The sequence below is a fragment of the Micromonospora sp. AKA38 genome, assembly GCF_027925725.1.
GTDB lineage: Bacteria > Actinomycetota > Actinomycetes > Mycobacteriales > Micromonosporaceae > Micromonospora.
In genome coordinates, this window is record NZ_BNEI01000004.1 from 280,172 (window position 1) to 303,571 (window position 23,400).

Here is a 23,400-nt window from a genome sequence, read left to right on the forward strand (position 1 = left end):
CGCTCCCTACTGGTTCAGATACGTGCGCAACGCCTGCTTGGCGTAGTGGGCCCGCGACTTGACCGTCCCGACCGGGACGCCGAGCCGCTCCGCGACCTCGCTCGGGGTGCGGCCGTGGAAGTAGAGCTCGATCAGCACACCGCGCTGGTCCGGCCGCAACCGCAGCAGCGCCTCGCGGACCGCCCGTGCCGACACCACGTCGGCGATGGTGTCCTCGGACACCGACAGCTTGGTGAGATCGTCCATCACCACCTCGGACGGCCGGGACCGGCGCGACCTCAGCATGTCCACGACCAGGCGCCGGGCCACCGTGTACAGCCACGGCCGGAACGTGTCGATGTCGGTGTCACCGTTGCGGGACAGGTGACGCCAGGCGCGGACGAACGTCTCCTGCAACAGATCCTCGGCCAGCTTGCGGTCGCCCAGGGTGAGTTTGACCAGATAGTTCAGCAACTGCTTGCTGTGCAGCTCGTGCAGCCGGGTGAGCTGGGCGTCGGCCCGGCTCGTGGGGGTGGCCGCCGCATCCGCCGGCGTGGCCTGCCGCGCCTCGCCCGACCGCCCCCGTGGCGGGTTCCAGGCGGGATGATCGGCCATCGCGGTCATCGGACCCTCCATTGTCGTCACTGTCATGACGCTCCCGTGATCCGGCCGGCGAGACATCGTTGAGCCCAGTGATTTCTTGCACGCGTGTGAACGTTTCGAACCGGTGCGACGAAGTAGCGGTGACGGACCACTGCCCGACCGTTTCCGAAGGAGGCGTCCTGTGACGGTCGCCGCGTACCACCACCTGCTCCTCCGGGTCGCCGGCTGGGTGCCCGACGCGTTGGTCAGCGTTGCCCGCGACAGCCTCGTCCGGGGGGTGACCGGCGACGTCGCCGCGATGGTCGGATACGCGGCCACGATCGGACGGTTCCCCCTCGTCGACCGGGACGCCGAGCGGATCGGGGCCGCCCTCGGCGAGGTCCCGCCGGTGCTGCGCGCCGGTGACCGGCCCGTCCTCCCGCCGGTCGTGTTCACCCGTACCCCGCCGGCCGGTCCGCTCCCCGACGGCGAGCCGGTCCCGCCGGCCGGCGCGGCGGACCCGGCACCGATGGACGGCGTGGCCGACGACCTCGATCAGATCGACCGGGCCTGCGTCGACGCGGTCGAGCTGGAGTCGGAGGGGACGGCGAGCGCGGTGTGGCGGGTCTGGCGGTCGCCGGACCGGCTGACGGCGTGGCCACCGCCGAGACGGGTGTACCTCGTCCGGGCCGCCGCCGACGGGGAACTGCTCGCCCTGGTCGCGGCCCGCCTGCAAGAGGTGCTGGAGCACGCGGGCGAGACGGACCCGCAGGTCGAGCTCTTCGCCGAGCCGGACGACCTGCCGCCGTACCAGCGGGCCGCCCTCGCCGTCGCGGCGCTGATCTGGGCCGCCGACGGCACCGGGGCGACCCCTGCCGCGCGGGTCCGGCCCCGGGTGGCACGACTGCTCGATCCGGGCGTACAGCCGGGCGTCGCGTCCGGCCGGGAGGATCTCGACGCCGCCGAGCGAGACCGGATTCTGGCTTTCCTGACCGGAGGCGTGCCGGTCCTGGCCAGCACAGCCCTGATGGACGACGTCGTCGGCGGCGGGCCGGCCGTGGTGCCCATGACCTGCCGGTCCGACGGCGCGTGGGTGTGGTCGGACGGCGTGGCCTACTACCTGCGCACCCACGGGTTGGCGCCGGAGGAGGACTTCCTGCGGCACATCCGCTCGGCCGGCTACCGGGCGGGGGCACCGGACACCATCGCCGCCCAGTTCGCGGTGCGGGCGCTGGCCGACGCGGGAACGGCGGGTCCGTGGTGAGGTCCGGGGACGGCCGGTGAGCGCCGCGGTCGCCGTCGAGGCGCTCGGCGCCGCGCTGTTGCTGCGGGGCGGAACCGGGCCGGTGGGCGCGCTACGGGCGGTGACCACCGCCCTCCAGCGGGCCCACCCGGAGACGGTGCTGGTGACCGCGCCGGCGGTGACCGGTCGAGACGGGCTCTTCGCACTCGTCGCCGAGGCCCTGGCGGGCGCACCGCCGTCCGAGAACCGCCTGCGGCTCGTCCTGCTCGGTCGAGGGCCGGACGCGGCGGCCCGCCGCGACGGCGCCCGTCTGGTCGCCCGCCGGCTCGGCCGGCCGGTCACGGTCTCGCTCGGCCCGGTCACGGTCGCGCTGGACGGCACCTGCGTGTCGGTGGCCGAGCCCGACGGTCGCCGCCCGGATCTGCCCGACACCGGGGCCGGATGGTACGCCGTCGGCGGTGCCGGACCGGCCGAGGAACGGGAGGAACCGCCCTGGTCACCCGCGCCGCCGTGGTCGACGCTGCCCGCGCCGCAGCGGTGGGCCGGGCCGGACCTGGTGGCCCGCCCGGTGCCCGCCGGGCTGTGGCTGGTTCCGCCGGACGTCCGGCCCGGCGGGACGGTCGGCGGCCTGCCCCGGGAGCCGGACGCCGCCACCATCTTCGTCGGCGGGTGCGGCGCGCCGGTGCCCGTGGCGGAACTGTGCCGGGCGGTGGCCGCGCTGCGGCCCGATCCGGTGTCCCGGCTGGTGCTGCTGCCCGGCGCGGTGCCGGCCGGCACACCCCCGGCACGGCTGCGTCACCTGCCGGTGCGGCTGCGCTCGGCGGTGCCCGCACTGACCCCGACCGGCCGGCGGCTGGTGCCGGTGGCCTCCGACGGCACGGTGGTCGCGGCGGTCGGGGAGTTCCCGTCGGCTGACGGCCCCGACCCGGTCGGCGGCGTGCCGCCGGACGCCGCCGAACCGGGGCGGCCCGCGGGCGCCGCCGGTCCGCCACCGCACAGTGGTTCCTGGACCCCACCCGGCCCGGATCCGGCCGGCCCGGCACCGCGCACCGGTCCATACACCACCGGCCGCCGGCCGGTCACCGGCCATGCCACCGCCGCGGGATGGTCGTTCCTGGACGGCGCCGACGACCTCGGCGTCACGTCCGCCGCCGCCGGGACGGTGGTCGAGGTCGCCACCGACCACGACGGCTTCGTCGTCGGTGACCGGGTGATCGACGCGACCGACTTCGCCGACCTGCTCACCGCGGTCCTGGGACCCGGCGTGGGACCGCTGGTCCTGGCCGGGCCGGACGATGGCCGCCCCACCTCGCTCGCCGCGGACCTGGCCGCCGCCCGGGACGCCACGGTTCTCACCTCGGCCGGCCCGGTGGCGCTCACCGCGACCGGGGTGCTGCTGGCTTCGGCCGGGTTCCGCGCCCACCGGCCCGCTGCGCCGTCGCGCCCGGTCGGCTCGGTCCTGCCGGCCTCCGGTGCCGGGCTGGACGACCTGGCCGCCCGGTCGACGCCGTACCCGCCACCCGCGTCCGGGCCCGCCGCCGCTGACGCGGAGGGCACGCGGATGGACCCGGCCTCCGGGCTGCTCGCCGCGCTGGGCCCGGCCTTTCCCCGGTACGCCGCCGAACTGGCCGACGCGCACCACAGAGCCGCGGTGACCCCGGGCGAGGAACCGCGCCCGGAGCTGGTGGCGTTGTGGGTCTACGGCACGCACGACCGGGCCGACGTCAACGCCTACCTGCGGGAAGCGCCGGCATCCGGATCGGAGCCGGTGGACGGCGACCGGGCGTCACGCGCGGCGGCCGTCGCGAATGGCGTGGTGGCGGCGCTGCCGCTGCTGCCTGTGGTGTTCGGTCCGGTCTTCGCCGCCACCGGCGTGCCGGCGGTCGGCACGCCCGGCCAGCACCTCACCGAACCCGGATTCGTCGACGCGCGACTGGTCCCGGGCGGCCACCTTGCCGCGTCGGTCGAGTACGTCATCTGGTCGATGACCGCCCGCCGCCTGGACGGCGTCTTCGTCGCCGGGGCGCCGGTCGCGGTGTTTCCCCCGGGCAGCCGCTTCGAGGTACTCGCCGTCGACCCGGTCGGCGAGCGGTTCCGGGTGTACCTCGCGGATCTCGGCGCCGGTCGGCCGGCCGATCCGGACGAGTTGCTCGCCCGACTGCGTCGGGATGTGCCCGACGCGCCGGACGGGGACGCCCCGCTGATCGCGCCGATCGGCTTCGCCGACGCCGGCCGACCGTTCGCCGGGCTCGGGTGACGCCCGGGCTGACGGCCGGCCGGCGCGCGTCGGTGCGGCGGCCCCGCGCGCCGGTCAGGAGACCGGGGCGAGCAGCCAGGTCTGGTTGGCGTTGGGGGCGGCCGGGTCGGCGTTCCACTGCTGGACCGCGACCCCGTCGGCGGTGCCACCGTCCCGGACGTCGAGCAGGAATCCGCTCGTCATGTTGCGGATCGAGTACCGTCCGGAGCCGACGCTCCGGAAGCACCAGGACTGGTTGGCGCTCGCCTGGTACCACGTCCACTGCTGCATCTGCGTTCCGTTGGTCGAGGTGCCGTCGGTGTTGTCGAGCGACTTGCCGGACCGGACGTTGATCAGCTGGTAGCAGCCGGATGGGCCCGCCACCATACGCCAGTGCTGCGCCGAGCCGGCCGCGTCGCCGCTCTGCGTGATGCGCGCCCCGTCGGCGCCCGAACCCTGGCTGACCCCGGCGGACTTGCCGGTCGCGAGGCTGACCAGGCGCACGGTGATCCCGGCCCGCGGTGCGATGTGGTCGGGGCGCGTGACCCGCCGGACCGCCGACGGCTGCGGAGAACGGGGTGCGGGCGGGCGTCGCGCCGCCGGGGACCGCGACGCGGCGGGCGAGGGCGGGCCCGCGACCGGCGCGGGATCGCTCGACGCCGGAGCCGACGGCGGCTCCGGGGGACTCGGTGATTCGGTGGGTTCCGTGGGCAGCTCGGTGAAGCCCGGCTCGGGCACCGCGGAGGGTTCCGGCATCTCCGAGCCGGACGGCGGCGACGCGGTGGGCCGCGACCCGTCGCCGCCGGCGGTCACCCAGATCGCCGCCGCGAGCAGGAGTACGCCGGCCGCCACGATGACCTTGACCGGCACCGCCGGCCGACGCGGCCGGTCCGGAACGGGGGTGACGTCCGGGTCGGCGGTGACGTCCGGGTCGGCCGGTTCGTCGGTGTTCCCGCCGGTCTCCGCCGCCTCGGCCTCGGCGACGGTCCACACGAGACGCGGCTCGTCCTGATCGGCGTCACCGGCGGCGCGTTCCCAGTCCTGCGCCTGGTCCCACTCGTCCTCATGAGGATCTCGGTTCACGGTCGTGTCTTCCCTCTCCACCGTGTCGATCCGGCGGGGCGGTCGGTTCCGCCCGTCCGAAACGACGATCCCCGGCACTACGTACCGCCGGCCGTCCGGGTTCACCACAGGTGCGGCCGGCGGCCCACCCGCGGCGGGTCGGCGGCCCGCCGGCTGCGGGCGATCGCCGCGCACCGCTGACCGCAGTACCGTCCCGCGCCCGTGCGGCCGCAGGTGACCGGGGAACGCCTGCACTGCGCGCAGAGCAGGGGCACCGCCTCGGTCCGCCGCCGGGTCCGATAGAGCAGCATGCCGCCGCGGATGATCCCGTTGTCGCCGTTGGCCAGCCCGTCGGCCAGGCACGCCTTGCGCACCGGGCAGCCCAGGCAGATGCGCACCGCCAGGCTCCGGTCCGGGCAGTTGTCGGTCCACCAGTTGGCGTCCGAGCCGGCACAGGCGGCCTGCCGCCACCAACCGGACGCCGTCTCCTCGCCCACGTCCCACCTCCTCCGGACCCGGCACAACTCCCGTTCGTCCGCCACCGCAGCCCACCGGCGGTACGACGGCGGAGACTCACCGTTCTCTACGAACAGGCGGGCCCCGGGTTCACCCGGGACCCGCACGAGGTGCCGCCCGTCAGCCCGCGGGGAGCAGCTTCCAGGTCTGGTGCGCGTTCGGCGCGGCCGGGTCGGCGCCCCACTGCTGGATCGTCACCCCGTCGCCGGCGCCGCCGTCGCGCAGGTCCAGCAGCGCTCCGCTGGCGGCGTTGCGGATCGAGTACCAGCCGCCGCCGACGGAGTGGAAGCACCAGGTCTGGTTGATGTTGCCCGGGCCGATCGTCCACTGCTGCATCGGCGTGCCGTCGGCGTGACTGCCGTCGGTGAGGTCCAGCGCCTTGCCGGAGGACCCGTTGGCCAACTGGTAGCAGCCCGACCCGGCCGACACCAGGCGCCACCGCGTGGCCGCGCCGGCCGTGGACCGTTGCACGACCGAGGCCCCGTCCGACGTCGATCCGCCCCGTACCCCGACCGGAAGGCCGCTGGCCCGGCTCATCACCTGGACCATCAGACCGTTGCCGGGCGCGACCGCCGACGGCCCGGCGGTCATGGTGGCCCGTGGCGGGGTGGGCCCGGCGCTGACCGTCGCCGGCGGGGTGGTCGAGGCCGGCCGTGGCGCCGGGGCGGCCGGCGACGCCGGCGCCGCCGACCACCCCGACGTCGGTGGCGCCGCCGGTCCGGCCGGGCCCTTGGCCGGCGGGCTGGTCGGGGCCCGCCGCGCCGTCGGCGTCGGGCTCGCCGTCGCGTCGCCCCACCCCTCGGGCGGCACCGGCTCGACCGGCGCCTCGGTGCCGGTCGACGACTGATCGGCCTCGGACGTCGGTGCCCGGTCGGACAGCCCGGCCACGGTGTTCCAGCTGGCGGCGGCGACCGAGGTGGCCACCGCGACGGCGCCCAACCGGACGAGCCCTGTCCGCCGGCGGCCGGACCGCCGGTGCGACCGGATCGGGCCGCGCCGCGTGAACAACGCGCCGTCGGACGCCCAGCCGTCGTCCTCGTTCGCGGAACGCTTCACGCTCCTACGCCTCCTCCGGATCGACGATTCGCCATCCACAACGTCGGGCGGGGGCCGGTCGTTCGATCGGTACGGCGAACAGTCGGCCTCTTGTGCGGTGACCGGTCGTGGTTATGGTGAGGCGGTGCGGTTCGCCGATCGCGTCACCGTGGGCCGGAGCGCCGAGTTGGTCCGCATCGACGCCGCCCTCGACGACGTCGTGGCGGGGCGGGGCGGCGTCCTCCGCATCGAGGGTGGCCCCGGCCTGGGCAAGTCGCACCTGGTGGGCGAGCTCGATCGGCGGGCGGCCGCGCGCGGCTGCCGGGTGCACATCGGGCACGCCGATCAGCTCATGCAGGTCTTCCCGCTGTGTGTGGCGGCCTACGCGCTGGGCGTGTCCACCTGGTCCGACGACCCGGTACGGGCGCAGATCGCCCGCCTGCTCACCGGGGAGGCCGCCGGGGAGCTGCCGTACGCCGACCCGGTGCTGGCGGCGTCCGAGCGGATGGTGGAGCTGGTCGAGAAGCTCTGCGCGGACCAGGCGCTGGTCCTGGTGCTGGAGGACCTGCACTGGGCGGACGAGGCGAGCATGGCGTTCGCCGAGCGGCTCGGCCGGGAGGTCGACCAGCTTCCCCTGCTGCTCGTGCTGACCGCCCGGCCCGACCGGGACGAGCCGGGCGGCGCCCGCGACCCGCTGGGCCGGGCCGCGACCGTCACGTTGACGCTGTCCGCGCTGAGCGCGGACGACGTGGCGGCGTTCGCCGGGGCCCATCTGACCGGACCGCCCGGGCCACGGCTGTCGGCCCTGCTCGACACGGCGTCCGGCAGCCCGTTCTACCTGCGGGAGATTCTCTGCACGCTGGGTGAGGACGAGCTGACCATGCTCGCCGACGGCTCCGTCGAGCTGTGCGTGGCGGAGCTGGTGCCCCGGACCCTGGCCGGGGCGGTGGGGCGCCACCTGGGCGTGCTGAGCCCGGACTGCCTGCAGACCATGCGGTTGGCCGCGTTCCTGGGAAACGACTTCACCCGGCAGGATCTGCGCCTGGTGCTGGCGCGGGACGCGACGGACGCGCTGGCCGCCGCCTCGGCCGCCGGCGTGGTCGAGCTGGCCGCCGACCGGGTGCGGTTCCGGCACGAGCTGCTGCGGCAGGTCCTGCTCACCCAGACGCCGTCCGCGTTGCACGCCGGCCTGCACGGGCACATCGCCCGGGCGCTCGCCGACGGGGGCCGGGCGGACCGGGCGGTCGCCGGGCACCTCACCGCGGCGGCCGACCCGCTTCCCGGCTGGGCCCTGGGCTGGCTCGCCGAGCGGCCCGAGTCGACGCTCTACGCGGCCCCGGCCGCGTACGCCCGGCTGCTGCGCCGCGCCGTGGACGCCGTACCCGACACCGACGGCCGGCGGCGGGTCCTGGTCCGGCAGCTGATGCTCGTCTCGTTCTGGGTCGGCGACGACGAGACGGTGACCGGGCTCGGCGCGGAGGCGGTCGCCTCGGCCGGTGACCCGGACCTGGCCGCCCGGCTGCGGATCCAGGTGCTGCGCTCGCTGTCCCGGCTGCGCCGCTTCGACGAGGCGGTACGGGTCGTCGCGCCCTCGGTCACCGACCCGGCCGCCGCGCCGGTCTGGCGGGCCCGGGCCGCCGCCTGGTGGGCGAACGCGCAGGCGTTCGCCGGCGCGCCCGAGGCGGCCCGGTCGGTGGGGGAGCAGGCGCTCGCGCTCGCCACCTCGATCGGTGATCCGCTCGGTGTCGCCTACGCGCACAGCGCCCTGGCCGTGGTCGACGGCGGCGATCGGTTGATCGCCCACCTGGACGCGGGTCTCGCCGTGCTCGGCGACGACCCGGAGTCGCTGGACCAGCGGCTGCTGATGGCCGGCAACCGGGCCGCCCGGCTCGGCGCGCTCGGATCGCCGGACGCGGAGGCCGCTTTCGACGAGGTGCTCGTGGCGGCCGAGCGGGTCGGCACGTACCGGACCTCCACGGTGCACGCCCACGCCGCCGGCTTCCTGTTCGGGCGCGGCCGGTGGGACGACGCCCTGATGCACATCGCGCAGATGGACGCGTCGGCGCTGCGCCACCCGGCGTTCGGCTACCTGCACGGGATGCGTGCGGTCATCGCCTACCGGCGTGGGGAGCCGGAGGAGGGCAACCGCCACCTGCGGGCCGCCGGCATCCCCGACCCCGACCCCGACGAGCCGCCGGCCGCCGCCGGCCCGCACCTGGACGAGGCGCTCGCGTTGCGCGCCGAGTCGACCGGCGACCACCGGCAGGCGCTGCTGATCCGGGCACGCTATCTGGACCTGCCGGCGGGGGTCCAGCGCGACGGTCGGTGCGCCGACGCGCTCCCGCTGATCCGCCTGGCCCGGGCCGTCGGCGCCGACGAGATCGCGCGCGCCGCCGGCGCCGCGGTCGAGGCCGCCCGGCCGCCGAGCCGGGACGGGCAGCTCTGCGCCGTCGCCTGCCGGGTGATGCTCGACGGCGACGCGGCCGGCCTGCTCGCGGTCGCCGAACGGTTCCTCGCCGGGGGGTGGCCCCTGCACAGCGCGTTCGCGGCCGAGGAGGCGGCGGTGCTGCTGGCCGGCGCCGGCGACGTCGACGCGGCGCGTCGCCACTATCTGCGGGCGAGCGAGCAGTACGCGCGGGTCGGTGCGGACTGGGACCTCCGCCGGGCCGCGGCGCGGTTCCGTCCGTACGGCATCCGCCGTGGCACCCGGGTGTCGCCGCGGTCGGTCCGGCACGGATGGGAGTCGTTGACCGACACCGAGCTGCGGATCAGCCGGTTGGTCGCCCAGGGACTGTCCAATCCGGACATTGCCCGGGAGATGATGCTGTCCCGCAACACCGTACAGACGCACGTCTCCAACGTGCTCCGCAAGCTCGGCCGGCGCTCCCGCACCGAGCTCGCCCGTGACGTGGCACTCCACGAACCGGCCGTCGCGCCACCGGCCGGCACCGGTGTCAGGTCGACCGCCCGGGCCCGGACCGTCGGCACCTGACCGGCCCGACCTCGCCACCCGGCTCGGCCTGGAATCCGGCCGCCCTGGCGATGTCCAGCCGGGACCGCACGCCGAGCTTGGCCCGGATCCGGGCCAGGTGCGTCTGTACGGTGTTCTGACTGAGATACAGCTCGTCGGCGATGTCCCGGTTGGACATCCCCCGGGCGACCAACCGGACGACCCGGAACTCGGCCGGGGTCAGGGCGGCCCAGCCGGAGGTGGGCTGGTCGGCCGGCGTCCGGCGGCGCACCCGGTAGCGGCCGAGCCGCCGGTCGGCCCGGGCGATCTCCCAGACCGACCCGACCGAGGCGTAATGCCGCACGGTCTCGCGCAGCGCCCGCCCGGCGCCGGCCCGGTCACCGGCCCGGGCCAGCGCGACCGCCAGTTCCTCCAGCCCGTACGCGTGCTGCCGCGGCGCCCCGCGCCGGCTGAGCTGCTCGACGACGCGGCTCAGGGCCGCCGGGTCGGCGTCCGGCATCGCGCGTACCAGGGCGGCGATCGCGAGTTGCACCGGTAGCGCCTCCTCGGCCGCCGCCCACTCGCAGCGGCGGACGACGTCGGACACGTCGTCGCCGACGGCGAGGGCGAGGCGGACCACGTGCTCGGCGCCGTGCAGCCGGGCGGGGCGGGCCTCCAGCGCGGCGGCCAGCGCCCGATGCCGCGCCCGCAACGCCCCGGCCAGGTCGCCCACCTGCTCGGCGGCCATCGCGTCGAGTTCGTCCTCGCGCCCGACGGACCTCAGGGACCGGTTGGCGGTCGTGGCGTCTGGGGGCGACCGGTGCCGGGCCACCAGCGCGGCCAGCCCGGGCTCGGCATCGCCGACGAGGTCCCACCGGCCGGCCAGGTAGCCGGCGCGGGCCGCCGTCGCACGCAGCCACGCGGCGAGGCCGGGGTCGGTACGGGCCGCGAGTGGCCCGGCCTCCAGGATCGCCCCGGCCAGCGCGTCCGGTGGACCGGTCTGCACGAGCAGGTCGATCAGACATCCGTGCAGCAACCCGCGCAGCTCGGCCGACTCGCTGTCGCCGCCGAGGTCGTCGCGGACGGCGGCCAGGTGGTCCGCGACGAGCCGGCCGTCGCCGGCGCGCACTCTCGCGAGCGCCAGCACGGCGGCCGTCGGCCCGTCCTGCGGCGCGCCGGCCAGGCCGCGGATCCGTTCCCGGGCGGCGGCCAGTTGACCGAGCCCGGCCAGCGCCACCGCGTGCCAGCCCGCCAGGCGGGGATCGTCGGTGTCGGCGCAGATGGCGTCGACCTCGGCGAGGCTCCCGTCGCGGACCAGGGCGCGAACGGCGAGCCGGCGCAGGTCGGCGGCGGCCCCGGGGCGGGCTTCGGCGGTCGCCGCGAGCGCGAGCGCGGTGCGGGCCGCCCGTCGATGCCGGCCCAACCAGTGGTCGAGCATGCAGCGGCGGGCGTCGACCGGACCCAGGCCCAGCACGTCGGAGAACAGCGCCGGGTCGGTGAGCAGCGTCGACTCCGGCAGCTGGGCCAGCCAGTCGCGGGCGGCCGGCGGCAGCTCTCCGGATTCGCGCAGGTGCCTCGCCACCACCCCGGCCTCGGCGCCAGTGGCGAGCAACGCGAGCGCGCCGGCCCGGTGGAACGCGCGCCGGGCCGCGACCGGGAACGACCGGGCGACGGCGTCCCGCACCACGTCGTGCCGGAACGACAACCGGTCCCCGTCGTCGCCGAGCACGCCGTCCTCGACCGCGTCGGACAGCGCGGTGGTGACGGCGGGCAGCGGCAGCCCACCGGCAGCGGCCAGTTCGGTGGCGTCGAACCTCGGCCCGAGCAGCGCCGCCATCCGCACGATCGGACGGTTCGGCTCGGCCACCCCCGCGCAGGCGTACCGGTCGAGCGCGGCGGCCGCGCGGTCGTCGTCGCCGCCCAACTCGACCCGCCCGCCGGCGCGGCGCAGCAGGCCCGCCGCGTCCAGGTCGTCGAGCAGGCCGAGCACGCGCGCGGGACTGCCGCCGAGCGCCCGCAGATGGCGTCCGAGCCGAGGGCCCGGTCGGGCGCCCAGGCGCCCGGCCGCCACGGTGACGATCTCGGCGTCCCCGAGCGGACCCAGCACCAGCAGCTCACCGTCGTGCTGGGTGACCAGCTCGCGCAGCGTCGCGACCGGCTCCCGGTACGGGGTGGGCCGGCAACCGCTCACCAGGAGCAGCGGAAGTCGGGCCGCCGACCGGCTGATCCGGTTCCAGGCCAGCACGGTGGCGTGGCCGGCGCGATGCAGGTCGTCCAGGGCGAGCACGGCCGGGCCACTCGCGCAGAGCGCGGCGACCGCGGCATCGACCTGGTCGACGGACTCCGTGATCCCGGACGGATGAACCGGCCGGTGGTCGGTGAGGCCCCACACCGCGTCCAGCGACCTCGGGTCGTCACCGGCGCCGGCCCGCACCGTGCAGCCGGTCGACGCGCCCCGGCGCAGCAGCGCCGACAGCAGGGCCGTCTTGCCGAGGCCGGCCGCGCCTTCCAGCCACACCACCCCGCCGCGCCCGGCCCGTACCCGGTTCAGGAGGGCGACGAGAGTGGCGAGTTCGGACTCGCGGCCCACGAGCGGCCGGGCCGCCCCGTCGTCCACCGGCCCGGGCGCGCGATCCGGCGTCCGTCCTGGTGCTGTCATCCGGCGGGGGCCACCAACAGGACGTCTCCCGCTCCCTGGATCACCGCGAAGAAGCGGCACTGGTCGGGGCGCAGCCGGACGGTCCCCACAATCGTCTGCGGACCGCCGGCGGCGACGCCGTCGGCCACCACCAGGGTACGGCCGTCGGTGCTGACAGCGAGCAGCTCGTACCGTACGCCCGGGCGTAGTCCGACGGTGACCGCGCGTACCTCGGCGCCGCCGGACCGGGGCGTGACGGTGGCGGCGAGCTGGCCCTGCGTCCCCGTCGCGGTGCCGTTCGCGGCGGGTACCGGGTCCGGTTCCCGGTGTTGGTAGAGCGTCCAGCCGCCGCCGAGCAGCGCGCCGACCAGCAGCGTGGCCAGATAGGCGAGCACCGGGCGGGCACGTGAGCGGCGGCGCGGCGGCGGGCGGCGGCTGTCCGAGGTGGAGCTGCCACGGCCGGCCGGCCGGGCGGACGTCGCGCCGGACGCGCGGTCGCCGCCCGCCGGCGTCGACCGGTCCGCGTCTTCGAGTTCGGCGACGAACCCGGACGGCAGCGCGGCCACGGCCAGCGCCACCTCGCTCGACTCGTCCGCCTCCGTGCGGCACGAGGCGCACCGCAACAGGTGCTCCTCGAAACGTTGTTCGCGCTCCGCGTCCAGCGCTCCGGTCAGGTACAGGTCGATCTGATCGCTGACGTGCGATCCGCCCCGACCGTTGGTGGCATCCATGCTGGCGCGTCTCCTCCTGACGGGTCACCCCGCTGATCTCGCTCTGACATCGGATGGGAAGGCTCACTCGTTCGACCGACGGGCAGAATTTCACAAGGCCGAAACCCGCTCCTCGGCGCTTCATCAAATCCTCACGTACCCCGGGCCACAATGCGGACCACGCACGGTGAGGGAGGCGCAAGCGTGTTGTCATTCGGCGACGTCCGGCTCGACGAGACCGGACGCCGGGCCTGGATCGGGAACCGGCTGTCCGCGGCACGACTCGGCTGGCGGGAGTTCCTCGTGCTCCGCGTCCTCGTCCAGGCACGCGGACTGCCCTGCACCGCCGAGCGGATCTGGCACGCCATGCCGGCCGCGATGCGACCGCCGCGGACGAACCAGATCGGCGTGATCATCCATCGGCTTCGGGCGCGGTTGGGGCGCGAGCTGATCGTCACGGGCGGTGGAGGGTGGCGGGTCGCGGACGCCGAGCGGTCCGAGCCGGTCCGGCTCAGTCCGCCGGACGCGACCTGACGTCTCCCGGGCTGAGTCGGCGTCCGGGCGCCGGCGGCCGGCTGAGCCGGCGAGCGGACCGACCACGGGTCGAGACGACGCCGCGCCGGATGAACCCGTGCCGTCGCCCGCCGTAGTCCTCGACACAGTTGACGGTCATCCGCTGCCCGGCGTGAGGAGCGAGACGCATGCGAATCCTGATCCTCGAAGACGGCGGCTCGGTGCGGGACACCACCGTGCTCGCCCTACGCTCGTCGGGGCTCGCCGTCGACGTGGCGAACTGTTGGCGTCAGGCCGAGCTGCGACTGGCGGTCAACGAGTACGACTGTCTGGTGCTCGACCGGTTCCTGGCCGACGGCGACTCGGCCGACCGGCTGCACCTGCTCCGCCGGCGCGGCATGGCGGTGCCGGCGATGCTGCTCGCCGCCGGGGACGACGTGCGCGACCGGCTGGCCGGCTTCGAGGCGGGCGCGGACGACTACGTCGCGAAGCAGGTCGCCACCGCGGAGCTGGTCCACCGGGTGCGGGCGCTGTGCCGACGGCGCGGCTCCATCCGCCCCGCCGTGCTCCGCACCGGCGACCTCGAGTTCGACGTGGCCCGGCGCCAGGTACGCCGGGACCACGTCCTGCTGAGCCTGACCCCGAAGGAGTTGGCGGTCCTGGAGCGGCTGATGATGCGCCACCCCACAGTGGTGAGTCGGACGGAGCTGATCGAGCACTGCTGGGACGAGATGGCCGACCCCACGTCGAACGTGGTCGACGTGGTCATCGCCCGGCTCCGGCGGAAGCTCGGCGCGCCGGCGGCCATCGCGACCGTCCGGGGGACCGGCTACCGGCTGGCGTTCACCGAGCGGCGGTAGTCACCTTCCGGACGGACGGGGTCACGACCGGTCCGCGGTGCGCTCGGCCAGTTCCTCGAGCACCAGGGCGCCGAGGTAGTGCAGCGAGCGCAGCAGGCTCTCGTCGCTGGCGGGGTCGATCCAGAGGATCTCCGCCGGCGGTTCGGCCACCGGACGTGGCAGGAGCCCGGCCGGGGCGTACGCGCCCTCGATCAACACCAGCGGCGTCTCGGTGGTCCAGACCGTGATCGCCGCCGGGTCGGCGGTGCCGCGGAGCGCGTGCATCTGCTCCGGGGTGTGTTCCCGAGCGTCGCTGAACGCCAGCAGTTGCGCCTGGAGGACCGCCCGCAGCCGCTGCGCGATCGACTGTCGGGCGGCGGCCCGACCGGCCGCCGACCCCGCGGCGTACCAGGGCGCGAGTTCGGCGACCAGGTCGGCCGGTTCGTCGGCGTAGGCCCGCCAACGGTCGCCCGGCTCGGTCAGCTCGAAGCGGTAGAACGTGCCGTCAGGCTTGCGGATCGGGGTGGGTGCGCTCCCCGGCCGTGTCCTTACCCTGATCGCTGGCATGGCTGCCCGCCCTTCCCTGCCGCCGTCGCTCGGAGTCGTTCGCCAGTCACAACGGACCGACCGGGCGCGAGGTTCGTCGCAGTCAGCCAGCCGGTACGAGACGCCAGGTCTGGTTGGCGTTCGGAGCCGCCGCGTCGGCGCCCCACTGCTGGACCGCGGTGCCGTCGGTGGTGCCGCCGTCGCGGACGTCGAGCAGGTAGTAGTTCGTCAGGTTGCGGATCGAGTACCGGCCCCGGCCGACGGAGGTGAAGCACCAGCTCTGGTTGCTGGTGCCCCAGCCGTACTCCCACTGCTGCATCTGCACGCCGTTGGTCCACGTCCCGTCCGGGTTGTCGAGCGCCATGCCCGACCTGACGTTGACCAGGTGGAAGCAGCCCGACGGCGCGGCGATGAGGCGCCACCGCTCGGCCGGCCCGGTCCCCCCTCTGAGGACGATCTTCGCGCCGGCGAAGGACGCCCCGTCCGCCACTCCGAGCGACCTGCCGCTGGTGGCGACCACCCGGACCAGCAGCCCGTCGCGGGGCGTGGTCGCCGTGGGCGCGGCCGCGGGGCTGTTCGACGGTCGTGGCGGGCCGGTCGTGGCGGACGGTGCGCGTGATCCCACCGGCGTGGGCGACGGCACGGCCGGGCGCGGGGAGGCCGAACGAGGGACGGCGGACGGCGAGGGCGTGGCGGGCGGGTGGGTGGTGCTGTCCGCCACGGTCGGCATCGAGGGCGTCAGGTCGAGCACGTGCCGGCGTCCGTACGGGCTCAGCGTGAGCGGCGGCCGGAGGTCGTCGTCCCGGTCGGCCAGCAAACTCCCGAGGGCGTCCACCCGACCGACCGTGTACGGCCACGTGGCGCGGCGCTGCGGGGCCGACGGGTTGGTCAACGTCGCCCTCCGCTCCGCCAGGAACGCCGACAGCCAGTCGCGTTCGGGCACCTTCCCCGGGCGGCCGTGGGCGCGGACCTCGGTCCGGTAGATGATCGACGGCAGCGCGTCCGGATCGGCCGAGTCGCCGTGTTGCAGGAGCGTGTCGTAGATGACGGCCAGGCCGAGCGGGGTGGTCAGGCCGAGGTCGGTGGCGGTCCGCATCGCCGGCTGGTAGTACCTGTCGTCCACCACATCGTCCTGGGCCTGCCGGAAGCGGGGGTCCTTGCTGGCCAGGCGCCACGCGTCGGGCAGCCCGGCCAGTTCACCGACCGCCGGGCTCCGCCGGCCGGCCAGCCGCTTCAGCACGGGCAGGTAGGACAGTGACAGCGGGTTGGCGCCGACCCGGGCGGTGTAGGTGTCCAGGACCGCGACGATCTCACCGCCGGCCGTGGAGAAGTCGCCGGTGCCCGCGACGTAGCCGCGCCCGTCGGCCTGGTCCACCACCCGCCCGTACTGGGGGGCGTCCGCGTCGTGCATGAGGACGCTGCGGATCTTCTCGATGATCAGCCGCTGTTCCGGGGTGACGGTCAGCCTGCGGTCGGGTTCGATCGCCCACACCACAAGCAACCCCACCACGATCACCACGACGATCGCCGGCCAGGCGAGCATCGGGAGCCCGGGCCGGAATCGGGATCGCGCGGTCGGTCGGCCCTGCGGCACCCCGCCCCCTCACGTCGACTTGCCGGTGCCGCAGCGTGTGCTGGAGCCGGACAGATGATGGCAGAACCGATCACCGACGTGAAGATGGTGTCACCGGCCTCGTGCGCGGGGTGCGACACTTGTCGGCTGTGGCCGGTGCGCCGCCCTGCGGTTGACCGCGGGCGGGCACCGCCGTCCGGTCCGGGGAGGGAGTCAGCCATGCGCGAACCTGCCGGACCTCGGACCACGGACGTGACCTGCCGGTCACGGGTGCCGGCGTCGGCGGACCTGGTGGGCCGCGATCCCGAGTTGTCGACCCTCGACGAGGTCGTCACCGATCTCGCCTCGGGGCGGGGCCGTTCGGTGTGGATCGACGGCGAGCCGGGCGTCGGCAAGACGGCCCTTCTGACCGAGCTGTCCGGCCGGGTCGGCCGGTGCGCGATCGCCCTGTTCACCGCGCGTGCGGCCGAGGCGGCGGACATCTTCCCGCTGCGGGTGCTGCTGGACGCCCTGCGGGTCGGTCCCGGAAGCACCGACCCGGACCGGGCCGCCATCGCCGAGCGGCTGTGGGGCCGCGACGGCGACGACAGCCCGGGCACCGGCAACGCCGTCACCGCCGCGGCCGAGTTGCTGACGGTGCTGGTCGACCGGCTCTGCGCGGCCGGACCCGTCATGATCGTGGTCGACGACATGCAGTGGGCCGACGAGACCACGCTCGCCGTCTGGGGAAGGCTGGACGAGGCGACCCGACAGCTGCCACTCCTGCTGGTCGCCGCCGCGCGGCCGGTTCCCCGGCGGGAGGAGGTCGACCGGCTGCGGCGGGCCGTGACGGCGGGCGGCGGGGCGTACCTCCCGCTCGACCCGCTTGCCGACACCGACGTACACCGTCTGGTGGAACGGCTGGCCCAGGCCCGGCCCGGACCGGGCCTGCGGGCCCTGGTGCGGCAGGCCGGCGGCAATCCGCTGTACGTGCGGGAACTGGTCGACGCCCTGGTCCGGGGCAGTCGGGTCCGGCGGGCCGAGGACGGCGCGCTCGACCTCGACGACGCCGACGCGGCGGCCCCGCGGTCGCTGGCGGCGGCGATCGGCGCCCGACTCAGCTTCCTGTCCGAGCCGGCGATGCGGGTGCTGCGGGCCGCGACGGTGCTGGGCGCCGGCTTCCGGCTGGAACACCTCGCGCTGCTGGTCGAGCGGTCCCCGCTGGCCCTCGTCGACGTCATCGAGGAGGCGCTCGCGGCCGGCGTGCTCACGGACGCCGACCCGGACCTGGCCTTCCGGCACGCGCTGATCCGGCACGCGCTCTACGAGTCCATGCCGGCCGCGATGCGCAACGCGCTGCACCGGCAGGCGGCGCAGCGGCTGGCCGAGGCGGGGGAGCCCGCCGAGCTGGTGGTGACCCAGCTCCAGGCCAGCCCCGGGCCGGTCAGCGGCTGGGTGGTCGACTGGCTGCTGCGGGCCGCCCCGTCCGTGACCACGCGCGCCGCCGGCCTGGCCGCCGAGCTGCTGCGGCGGGTCATGGCCCAGGTCGGCGACGACGATCCGCGGCGGTCCGTGCTGGGCATGCACCTGGTCGATGCGCTGTTCCACCTCGGCGACTACGAGGCGGTGGACGCGGCCGTCGTCCCGCTGCTGCGGGAGGCGACCGACGTCGAGGTCATCGGGCGGATGACGTGGTGCCACGTCGTCGTCCTGCGGGCCCTGGGTCGCCCGGTCGAAGCGCTCGACCTGGCCGTGGCCGCGCTGGCCGCGGACCGCCTCGACGCCCGGTGGCGGGCCCGCGTGCGCGCGATCCAGGCCGTCACGTTGGCCGGTCTCGGGCGCTTCGACGAGGCGTTGACCGTCGCGCGTGCGGCCGAGGCCGACGGGGAGCGGGTGCCCGACCGGATCGCCGTCGCCTGGGCGTTGTTCGCCTGGTCACTGGCGACCGGCATCTCCCTCGGCGACTCGGCGGGCTCGCTGGCCGAGGCGGAACGCGGCCTGGCGATCCTGGGCGACGATCCCGCCACGGTGGAGCTGCACCTGCTGTTCCAGGGGCTGCGGGTCACGGCGCTTTACAACCTCAACCGCACCGAGGAGGGGGCCCGGGCCCTGGGCCGCGCGCTGACGTTGGCCGAGCGGGCCGGCACGCCGCTGCGGCTGGCCTGGCTGCGGGTCCAGGCCGCCGAAATCAACTTCCTGATGGGCCGCTGGGACGACGCGCTGCCCGAGCTCGACGCGGCGGCCGAGCTGCTGCACCGGGGAGCGGTGGTCCGGGGCATGCTGTTCGGCGTCGGCGCGCTGATCGCGGCGAACCGGGGCGACGACGAGCTGATCGCGCGGTACCTGGCCGCCGCCGCCGCGGAGCCGCCGACCCCGGACGCCGCCGGGATGACCGACTACGTGCACGCGGCGCAGGCCCTCGTCGAGGAGCGTGACGGGCGGCCGGAGCGGGCGCTGGACCGGTGGCTGTCCCTGCTCGACCCGGATTCGACCCGGTGCTTCCCCCGGCTCACCCCCGAACGCTGCGTGTTCAGCGCCACCGCGGTTCGGATCGCCGTGGAGGTGGGCCGCGACGAGGTCGCCCGGGCCGCCGCGAGCGCCTGCGTCGCGCAGGCCGAGGAGCGCGGTGACCTGGTCAGCCTGGCCGCGGCGGAGCACTGCCGAGGACTCGTCGACCAGGACCCGACCCGGCTCCTCGCGGCCGCGGCCGGATTCGCCACCGTCCACCAGATCCACGACCAGGCCACCGCGCTCGAGGACGCCGCGTCGGTGCTGGGTCGGGCCGGCCGGCTGGCCGAGGCCCGGGCGGCGCTCGAGGAGGCGCTCGACCGGTACGCCGACCTGGACGCCCGGTGGAACAGCCGCCGGGCCGAGGCGCGCCTGCGTGACATCGGTGTCCGCCGGGGCAGGCGCGGCACCCGCCGGCGCCGCCCGGTGACCGGGTGGGAGGCCCTCACTCCGACCGAGGTCACCGTGTGCCGCCTGGTGGCCGCCGGCCGGTCCAACCCGGAGATCGCGACCGAGCTGTACACCTCCCGCAACACCGTCCAGACCCACGTGTCGCACATCCTGGCCAAGTTGGGTTGCCGATCCCGTACCGAGATCGTGGCCCTCCACCGCGAGCGGGGGCTGCCCGCGGGGGCGCGGCGCGACCGCGCCCCCGCCGACCCTCAACAGCGGTAGAAGCCGCCGTGCCAGTTGCCGTACACGACGGCGCAGGCGCCGTCGGACCCCGAGACCCAGAACGACCCGACGTAGGTCGATCCGGCCATGAAGGAGATCGTCAGCATCCCGGACGGGAGGCTGAACCACCCGCAGTTGTACGAGGGGACGCCCCTGGTGGAGTAGCTCCCGTCAGGCCCGCTGACGAGCGCGTTGGTCCACGGTCCCTGGGAGCAGAGCTGAAGCTGGTAGGGCGCGGCGGCTTCGGCCGGGGCGGCGGAGACCGTGGCGAGAAGGCCGGCCGTCATCAGCGGAACAGCCACCCGGGCGACGGCGCGACGCCACCGTCCAGTCCTGAACAATGTGGTACCTCCCTCTCATCGGAGTGCCCGATCCGTTCGCCGGGGCGGGAACCGGTGCCGGGCACGCCGTCACAACGGATCCCCGACGGCGATCGTTCAGCCTCGTCGGATCAGAAGGTGGGACTCACCAGCCGCGGTGTGCCGTACGGGGCGACGGTCAGGGGCGGCCGTAGCGTGTCGTGGCCGTCGTCGAGCAGTGCCGCGAGCACGTCCACCCGACCCACCGTGTACGGCCAGGTGTTCCGGTGCTCCCGGTCGGCTGGGCTGGTCAGGGTCGCCCGGCGTTCCCGCAGGAGCACGGACAACCACTCGCGTTCGGTGACCGTGCCGGGTGGACCGCCGGCGCGGTGCGTGGCCCGGCGGACCAGCGCCGGCAGCGAGTCCACGTCGTCGGTGTTGCCGTGTTGCAGCATCGAGTCGAAGAGAATCGCCACGCCCAGTTGCGTCCTGATGTCCAACGTGCGGGCCAGGCTCAGTGCCGGCGCGAAGTAGCGGGACTCGAGGACGTCGTCCTGCGCCCGCCGGAACCGGGCGTCCGCGCTGGCCTCCGCCCAGGCGGCCGGCAGCCCGGCCAGATCGGTGACGGAGGGGTCCTGGTCGGCGCTGAGCCGGGCCAGCACGGTGAGGTATCTCCTCGACAGCGGGGTCGGGCCGACCTGGGCGGCATAGCTCTGCACGACCTCGAACGCCTCGCCGTTGGCCGTGGAGAAGTCACCGATGCCGAGCAGGTAGCCGCGCGAGTCGAACTGCCGGACCGCGCGAGCGTACTGCGGCTGCGCGGTGTCGTGCAGCAGGGCGCTCTCCAACTGGCTGAGCACGAGACGTTGCTCGGCGTCCACCCCGACCGGCTCGTGCGCTCCGACGAGCAGCGCGAGGACGAGACCGGCGGCGGTCACGGTCGGTAGCGCGGTCCAGGACACGCGCGGCCGGCGACGACGGACGTCCAGGTAGCCCACGCACCACTCCAGTGGCGAGAGTCGATACACACCACGCCTGCTCGCCGACAAGACTAGAGCACCGAGGCAGGGCGTACACGCTTCGCCGGTCAGTCGACGCGGACGAGTTGCCAGGTCTGCTTGCTGTTGGGGGCGGCCGGGTCGGCGCTCCACTGCTGGATCGGCACCCCGCTTCCGGTGCGCCCGTCCCGCAGGTCGAGCAGGGAGCCGCTGGCCATGTTGCGGATGGAGTACCGCTTCGAGCCGACCGACCGGAAGCACCAGTTCTGGTTGGGGTTACCGCTCGCCGGCTCCCACTGCTGCATGGGCGCGCCGTCGTCGTAACCGCCGTCGGGATTGTCCAGGGCCTTCCCGGAACGCAGGTTGATCAGCTGATAGCACCCGCCGGAGGTCGCGACCAGCTTCCACCGGGCCGCGTCGCCGGTGCCGGTGAGCTGGACGATGCCGGCGCCGTCGGCCGTCGACCCGTCGCGTACGCCGACGAACTGGCCGCTCGTCGGGTTCGTCAGCCGTACCGTGCCGCCGTTCGACGGCGCCACGGCGGTGGGGGTGGCCGGTGCCGTGGTGGGTGCGGGCATGCTGGTCCGGGTCGCCGCCGGCGGCTCCGGGCGTCGCGTCGTCGGGGTCGGCGCGGGCGCCGCCGGCCGCGCATCGGACCTGCCCCGTGGTGGCGCGGGCGCCACGGTGATGCCGGCCGTCGCGGCCACCGGGCGCAGGGGTGGCCGGCTCGGCGTCGCCACCGGAGGCGGGGTCGGGCCCGCGCTGGAGGCGTCGCCGATCGGACGGGGCGCACCGGGGGGCACCGTGGCAGGCGCACCGCCTCCGGCGGGGTGCGGCGCCGTGGGGGGCGCGCCGACGGCGAGGTCGCGGGCCGGCGGATCCTGCGTGGTGGCCAGGCCGTCGCGGTGATGCGGCACGGCGGTCGTCCAACCGGTCGCCGACCAGGCCATGGCGCCGACCATCGCGCCGCTGACGAGGACCCGCAGGGGCCGTCGCCGTCGCCGGTCCCGTGGCCGGCGGTGGGACCGGATCGGTGGCCGGTTGCCGAACAGTGCGCCGTCCGCCGGCCAGTCGTCGGGGCCGAGCGGCGGGCCGCTTCGTGTCGAGTCCATGTCCTTACAACGGACAGACCTGGGCCCGGTTCGATGGCCGTGGGTGGCCGTCCGGCAGCGCGCCGGTCCGGTCAGGCGATCAGCCGGTATCCACCGCGAACGACGGTCTGCACCAGGTCGACGCCGGCCAACGGGGTGTCGTCGAACGCCCGCCGCAGCCGCGACACCGCCATCTCGACCGCGTGGTCGTTCACCCCCGACCAGGCCGCCGAGGCGCCGCGGATCTCGGCGCAGGACGTCACGCGCCCGGGCGAGCGCGCGAGCACCCGCAGGACCGTCATGGGTCCGGCCTGCACGGGGACCACGAGACCGTCGATCGCGACGGATCGGCTGCGGATCTGCATCCGGTGGCCGTCGACGTCAAGCGTGGGTCCTCGGCCGGGCACCTGCTCCACCAACGCCGCCAGCAGGCTGCCGAGGCACGGAGCCGCCGCGACGACGGGGGTCATGCCCCGCTCGCGAAGCGGCGCCGCCGTGAGCGGGCCGAGGCAGGCCACCAGCACGCGGTCGGTCAACGCGTCGCGCACATCGTCCAGCACGCCGTCGGCGTCGGCCCGGCGCAGCAGGTCCACCGCAGTGGCCGGACCGGTCAACGCGACCGCGTCGACGTGACCGCGGACGATTCCCGTCCACAGCCGGCGCAGCTCGTGGGCGCGCGGGGGCGGCAGGGCCCGGCTGGTCGCCACCTCGACGACGTCGGCGCCGCGCCGGCCCAGCGCGGCACACCACTCGCGATGATGATCCGACCCGACGACGGCGACGACCCGGCGACCGGCCATCGGCTGATCGAGCAGCCACCGATCGGGATCCCGGGCGGTGTGGCGGGCGGGCGGCCGGGACGGGGCGACGCCCAGCTCGCGCAGCACGTCGGCGGCCCGGGCGTCGTGGGCGACGAGCCGGGCCTCGCGGAACAGGGCCGCGACCCGGTCACCGTGACCCGACTCCTGAGCGACCCGCAGCCAGGCCCGAAGCCCGGGGGCGGAAAAGACGACGACGTCGTGCACGGGTCGCGCGACCGCCCGGCGGGTCGCCTCCGCCGCGGCGTCCGGATCAGCCGGCCCGACCGCGCGGACGGGCCGGACGTCGACGGGCCACGCCCCGACCGCCCGCAGGCGTGCGGACAACTCGTGCCGGCCGGGGTGCTCGGCGGCGACCGCGATCGTGTAGCCAGCCAGGTCCCGCATCCCTGCCTCCCCGCACCACCACTCGGAGTCCCGCTCCCGCTCCGGGCCCCACACCCGGGACGTCGGCCGGAGCCGACCTGTCCAACGGCTGGTGACGGAGTGGCGTTCACGCCCGCGAGGATCTTGTGAGGTTCTCGTCGTTTGCATCACGTCACAGGCGCGTCGCTGGTCGGAAACCTGACCGCGTTCAACACTGTGCGGGACCCCCGATCGGAGGACCGGC

General features: G+C 75.6%; 18 protein-coding genes. 6 read left to right on the plus strand and 12 right to left on the minus strand.

Features of this window, described 5'->3' with window-relative positions; genetic code table 11:
- Positions 1-6: 6 nt before the first annotated feature.
- The gene (locus TPA0908_RS16745; RefSeq protein WP_281938993.1) at positions 7-603 is read right to left on the minus strand and encodes a sigma-70 family RNA polymerase sigma factor; all 597 of its coding nucleotides are present in this window, start codon (positions 601-603) and stop codon (positions 7-9) included.
- Between the two features lie 160 nt (positions 604-763).
- On the opposite strand from TPA0908_RS16745, the gene TPA0908_RS16750 reads away from it, so the two are divergent.
- Together TPA0908_RS16750 and TPA0908_RS16755 are read left to right on the plus strand one after the other, a co-directional pair.
- Complete coding sequence (locus tag TPA0908_RS16750) at positions 764-1,825, plus strand: hypothetical protein (RefSeq protein WP_281938995.1); 1,062 nt, start codon at positions 764-766, stop codon at positions 1,823-1,825.
- Between the two features lie 16 nt (positions 1,826-1,841).
- Positions 1,842-4,061, plus strand: coding sequence for a hypothetical protein (locus tag TPA0908_RS16755; RefSeq protein ID WP_281938997.1), 2,220 nt, complete (start codon positions 1,842-1,844; stop codon positions 4,059-4,061).
- A 54-nt stretch (positions 4,062-4,115) separates the two neighbouring features.
- Here the strand turns inward: TPA0908_RS16755 and TPA0908_RS16760 are convergent, their stop codons facing one another.
- From TPA0908_RS16760 to TPA0908_RS16770, 3 genes are all read right to left on the minus strand, one after another.
- The gene (locus TPA0908_RS16760) at positions 4,116-5,123 is read right to left on the minus strand and encodes an RICIN domain-containing protein (protein ID WP_281938999.1); all 1,008 of its coding nucleotides are present in this window, start codon (positions 5,121-5,123) and stop codon (positions 4,116-4,118) included.
- Positions 5,124-5,224: 101 nt separating this feature from the next.
- A complete protein-coding gene (locus TPA0908_RS16765; protein ID WP_281939001.1) occupies positions 5,225-5,599 on the minus strand; it encodes a WhiB family transcriptional regulator in 375 nt (124 codons plus the stop codon).
- A 139-nt stretch (positions 5,600-5,738) separates the two neighbouring features.
- Complete coding sequence (locus TPA0908_RS16770) at positions 5,739-6,674, minus strand: RICIN domain-containing protein (protein WP_281939003.1); 936 nt, start codon at positions 6,672-6,674, stop codon at positions 5,739-5,741.
- A gap of 124 nt (positions 6,675-6,798) precedes the next feature.
- On the opposite strand from TPA0908_RS16770, the gene TPA0908_RS16775 reads away from it, so the two are divergent.
- The gene (locus TPA0908_RS16775) at positions 6,799-9,645 is read left to right on the plus strand and encodes a helix-turn-helix transcriptional regulator (protein ID WP_281939006.1); all 2,847 of its coding nucleotides are present in this window, start codon (positions 6,799-6,801) and stop codon (positions 9,643-9,645) included.
- On the opposite strand, the gene TPA0908_RS16780 is transcribed toward TPA0908_RS16775, so the two are convergent.
- The gene (locus TPA0908_RS16780; RefSeq protein WP_281939008.1) at positions 9,608-12,262 is read right to left on the minus strand and encodes a LuxR C-terminal-related transcriptional regulator; all 2,655 of its coding nucleotides are present in this window, start codon (positions 12,260-12,262) and stop codon (positions 9,608-9,610) included. The genes TPA0908_RS16775 and TPA0908_RS16780 overlap by 38 nt on opposite strands.
- Positions 12,259-12,972 (minus strand): zf-HC2 domain-containing protein, encoded by a 714-nt coding sequence (locus TPA0908_RS16785; protein ID WP_281939010.1) that lies wholly within the window; start codon positions 12,970-12,972, stop codon positions 12,259-12,261. The genes TPA0908_RS16780 and TPA0908_RS16785 overlap by 4 nt, the downstream gene beginning before the upstream one ends.
- A gap of 183 nt (positions 12,973-13,155) precedes the next feature.
- On the opposite strand from TPA0908_RS16785, the gene TPA0908_RS16790 reads away from it, so the two are divergent.
- A complete protein-coding gene (locus TPA0908_RS16790) occupies positions 13,156-13,485 on the plus strand; it encodes a response regulator transcription factor (RefSeq protein ID WP_281939012.1) in 330 nt (109 codons plus the stop codon).
- 167 nt (positions 13,486-13,652) lie between these two features.
- Complete coding sequence (locus TPA0908_RS16795) at positions 13,653-14,324, plus strand: winged helix-turn-helix domain-containing protein (RefSeq protein WP_281939014.1); 672 nt, start codon at positions 13,653-13,655, stop codon at positions 14,322-14,324.
- Between the two features lie 21 nt (positions 14,325-14,345).
- Here the strand turns inward: TPA0908_RS16795 and TPA0908_RS16800 are convergent, their stop codons facing one another.
- Together TPA0908_RS16800 and TPA0908_RS16805 are read right to left on the minus strand one after the other, a co-directional pair.
- Entirely contained in the window at positions 14,346-14,870 is a 525-nt protein-coding gene (locus tag TPA0908_RS16800; RefSeq protein ID WP_281939016.1) for a hypothetical protein, read from the minus strand.
- Positions 14,871-14,952: 82 nt separating this feature from the next.
- The gene (locus TPA0908_RS16805) at positions 14,953-16,392 is read right to left on the minus strand and encodes a chitosanase (RefSeq protein WP_281939018.1); all 1,440 of its coding nucleotides are present in this window, start codon (positions 16,390-16,392) and stop codon (positions 14,953-14,955) included.
- Positions 16,393-16,641: 249 nt separating this feature from the next.
- Here TPA0908_RS16805 and TPA0908_RS16810 point away from each other — a divergent pair, with 249 nt between their 5' ends.
- Positions 16,642-19,584, plus strand: a complete 2,943-nt coding sequence (locus TPA0908_RS16810; RefSeq protein ID WP_281939020.1) for a helix-turn-helix transcriptional regulator — start codon at positions 16,642-16,644, stop codon at positions 19,582-19,584.
- Here TPA0908_RS16810 and TPA0908_RS16815 read toward each other — a convergent pair.
- The 4 genes from TPA0908_RS16815 to TPA0908_RS16830 all read right to left on the minus strand — a co-directional run bounded on the left by TPA0908_RS16815 (position 19,572) and on the right by TPA0908_RS16830 (position 23,177).
- A complete protein-coding gene (locus TPA0908_RS16815; protein ID WP_107157677.1) occupies positions 19,572-19,886 on the minus strand; it encodes a hypothetical protein in 315 nt (104 codons plus the stop codon). The two genes, TPA0908_RS16810 and TPA0908_RS16815, sit on opposite strands and share 13 nt — an antisense overlap.
- A 149-nt stretch (positions 19,887-20,035) precedes the next feature.
- Positions 20,036-20,911 carry a chitosanase gene (locus tag TPA0908_RS16820; protein ID WP_281939023.1) on the minus strand — a complete coding sequence of 292 codons (876 nt, stop codon included), beginning with the start codon at positions 20,909-20,911 and terminating at the stop codon, positions 20,036-20,038.
- Between the two features lie 59 nt (positions 20,912-20,970).
- Positions 20,971-21,993: an RICIN domain-containing protein gene (locus TPA0908_RS16825; protein WP_281939024.1), complete on the minus strand. Its 1,023-nt coding sequence runs from the start codon at positions 21,991-21,993 to the stop codon at positions 20,971-20,973.
- Between the two features lie 71 nt (positions 21,994-22,064).
- The gene (locus TPA0908_RS16830) at positions 22,065-23,177 is read right to left on the minus strand and encodes a uroporphyrinogen-III synthase (protein ID WP_281939027.1); all 1,113 of its coding nucleotides are present in this window, start codon (positions 23,175-23,177) and stop codon (positions 22,065-22,067) included.
- Between the last annotated feature and the right edge of the window lie 223 nt (positions 23,178-23,400).

Excerpts from the sequence above, each read along its gene's own strand:
- TPA0908_RS16745 (WP_281938993.1), bottom strand. The coding sequence starts at position 603 with ATGACCGCGATGGCCGATCATCCCGCCTGGAACCCGCCACGGGGGCGG.
- TPA0908_RS16780 (WP_281939008.1), bottom strand. The coding sequence starts at position 12,262 with ATGACAGCACCAGGACGGACGCCGGATCGCGCGCCCGGGCCGGTGGAC.
- TPA0908_RS16785 (WP_281939010.1), bottom strand. The coding sequence starts at position 12,972 with ATGGATGCCACCAACGGTCGGGGCGGATCGCACGTCAGCGATCAGATC.
- TPA0908_RS16795 (WP_281939014.1), top strand. The coding sequence starts at position 13,653 with ATGCGAATCCTGATCCTCGAAGACGGCGGCTCGGTGCGGGACACCACC.
- TPA0908_RS16800 (WP_281939016.1), bottom strand. The coding sequence starts at position 14,870 with ATGCCAGCGATCAGGGTAAGGACACGGCCGGGGAGCGCACCCACCCCG.
- TPA0908_RS16805 (WP_281939018.1), bottom strand. The coding sequence starts at position 16,392 with ATGCTCGCCTGGCCGGCGATCGTCGTGGTGATCGTGGTGGGGTTGCTT.
- TPA0908_RS16810 (WP_281939020.1), top strand. The coding sequence starts at position 16,642 with ATGCGCGAACCTGCCGGACCTCGGACCACGGACGTGACCTGCCGGTCA.
- TPA0908_RS16825 (WP_281939024.1), bottom strand. The coding sequence starts at position 21,993 with ATGGACTCGACACGAAGCGGCCCGCCGCTCGGCCCCGACGACTGGCCG.
- TPA0908_RS16830 (WP_281939027.1), bottom strand. The coding sequence starts at position 23,177 with ATGCGGGACCTGGCTGGCTACACGATCGCGGTCGCCGCCGAGCACCCC.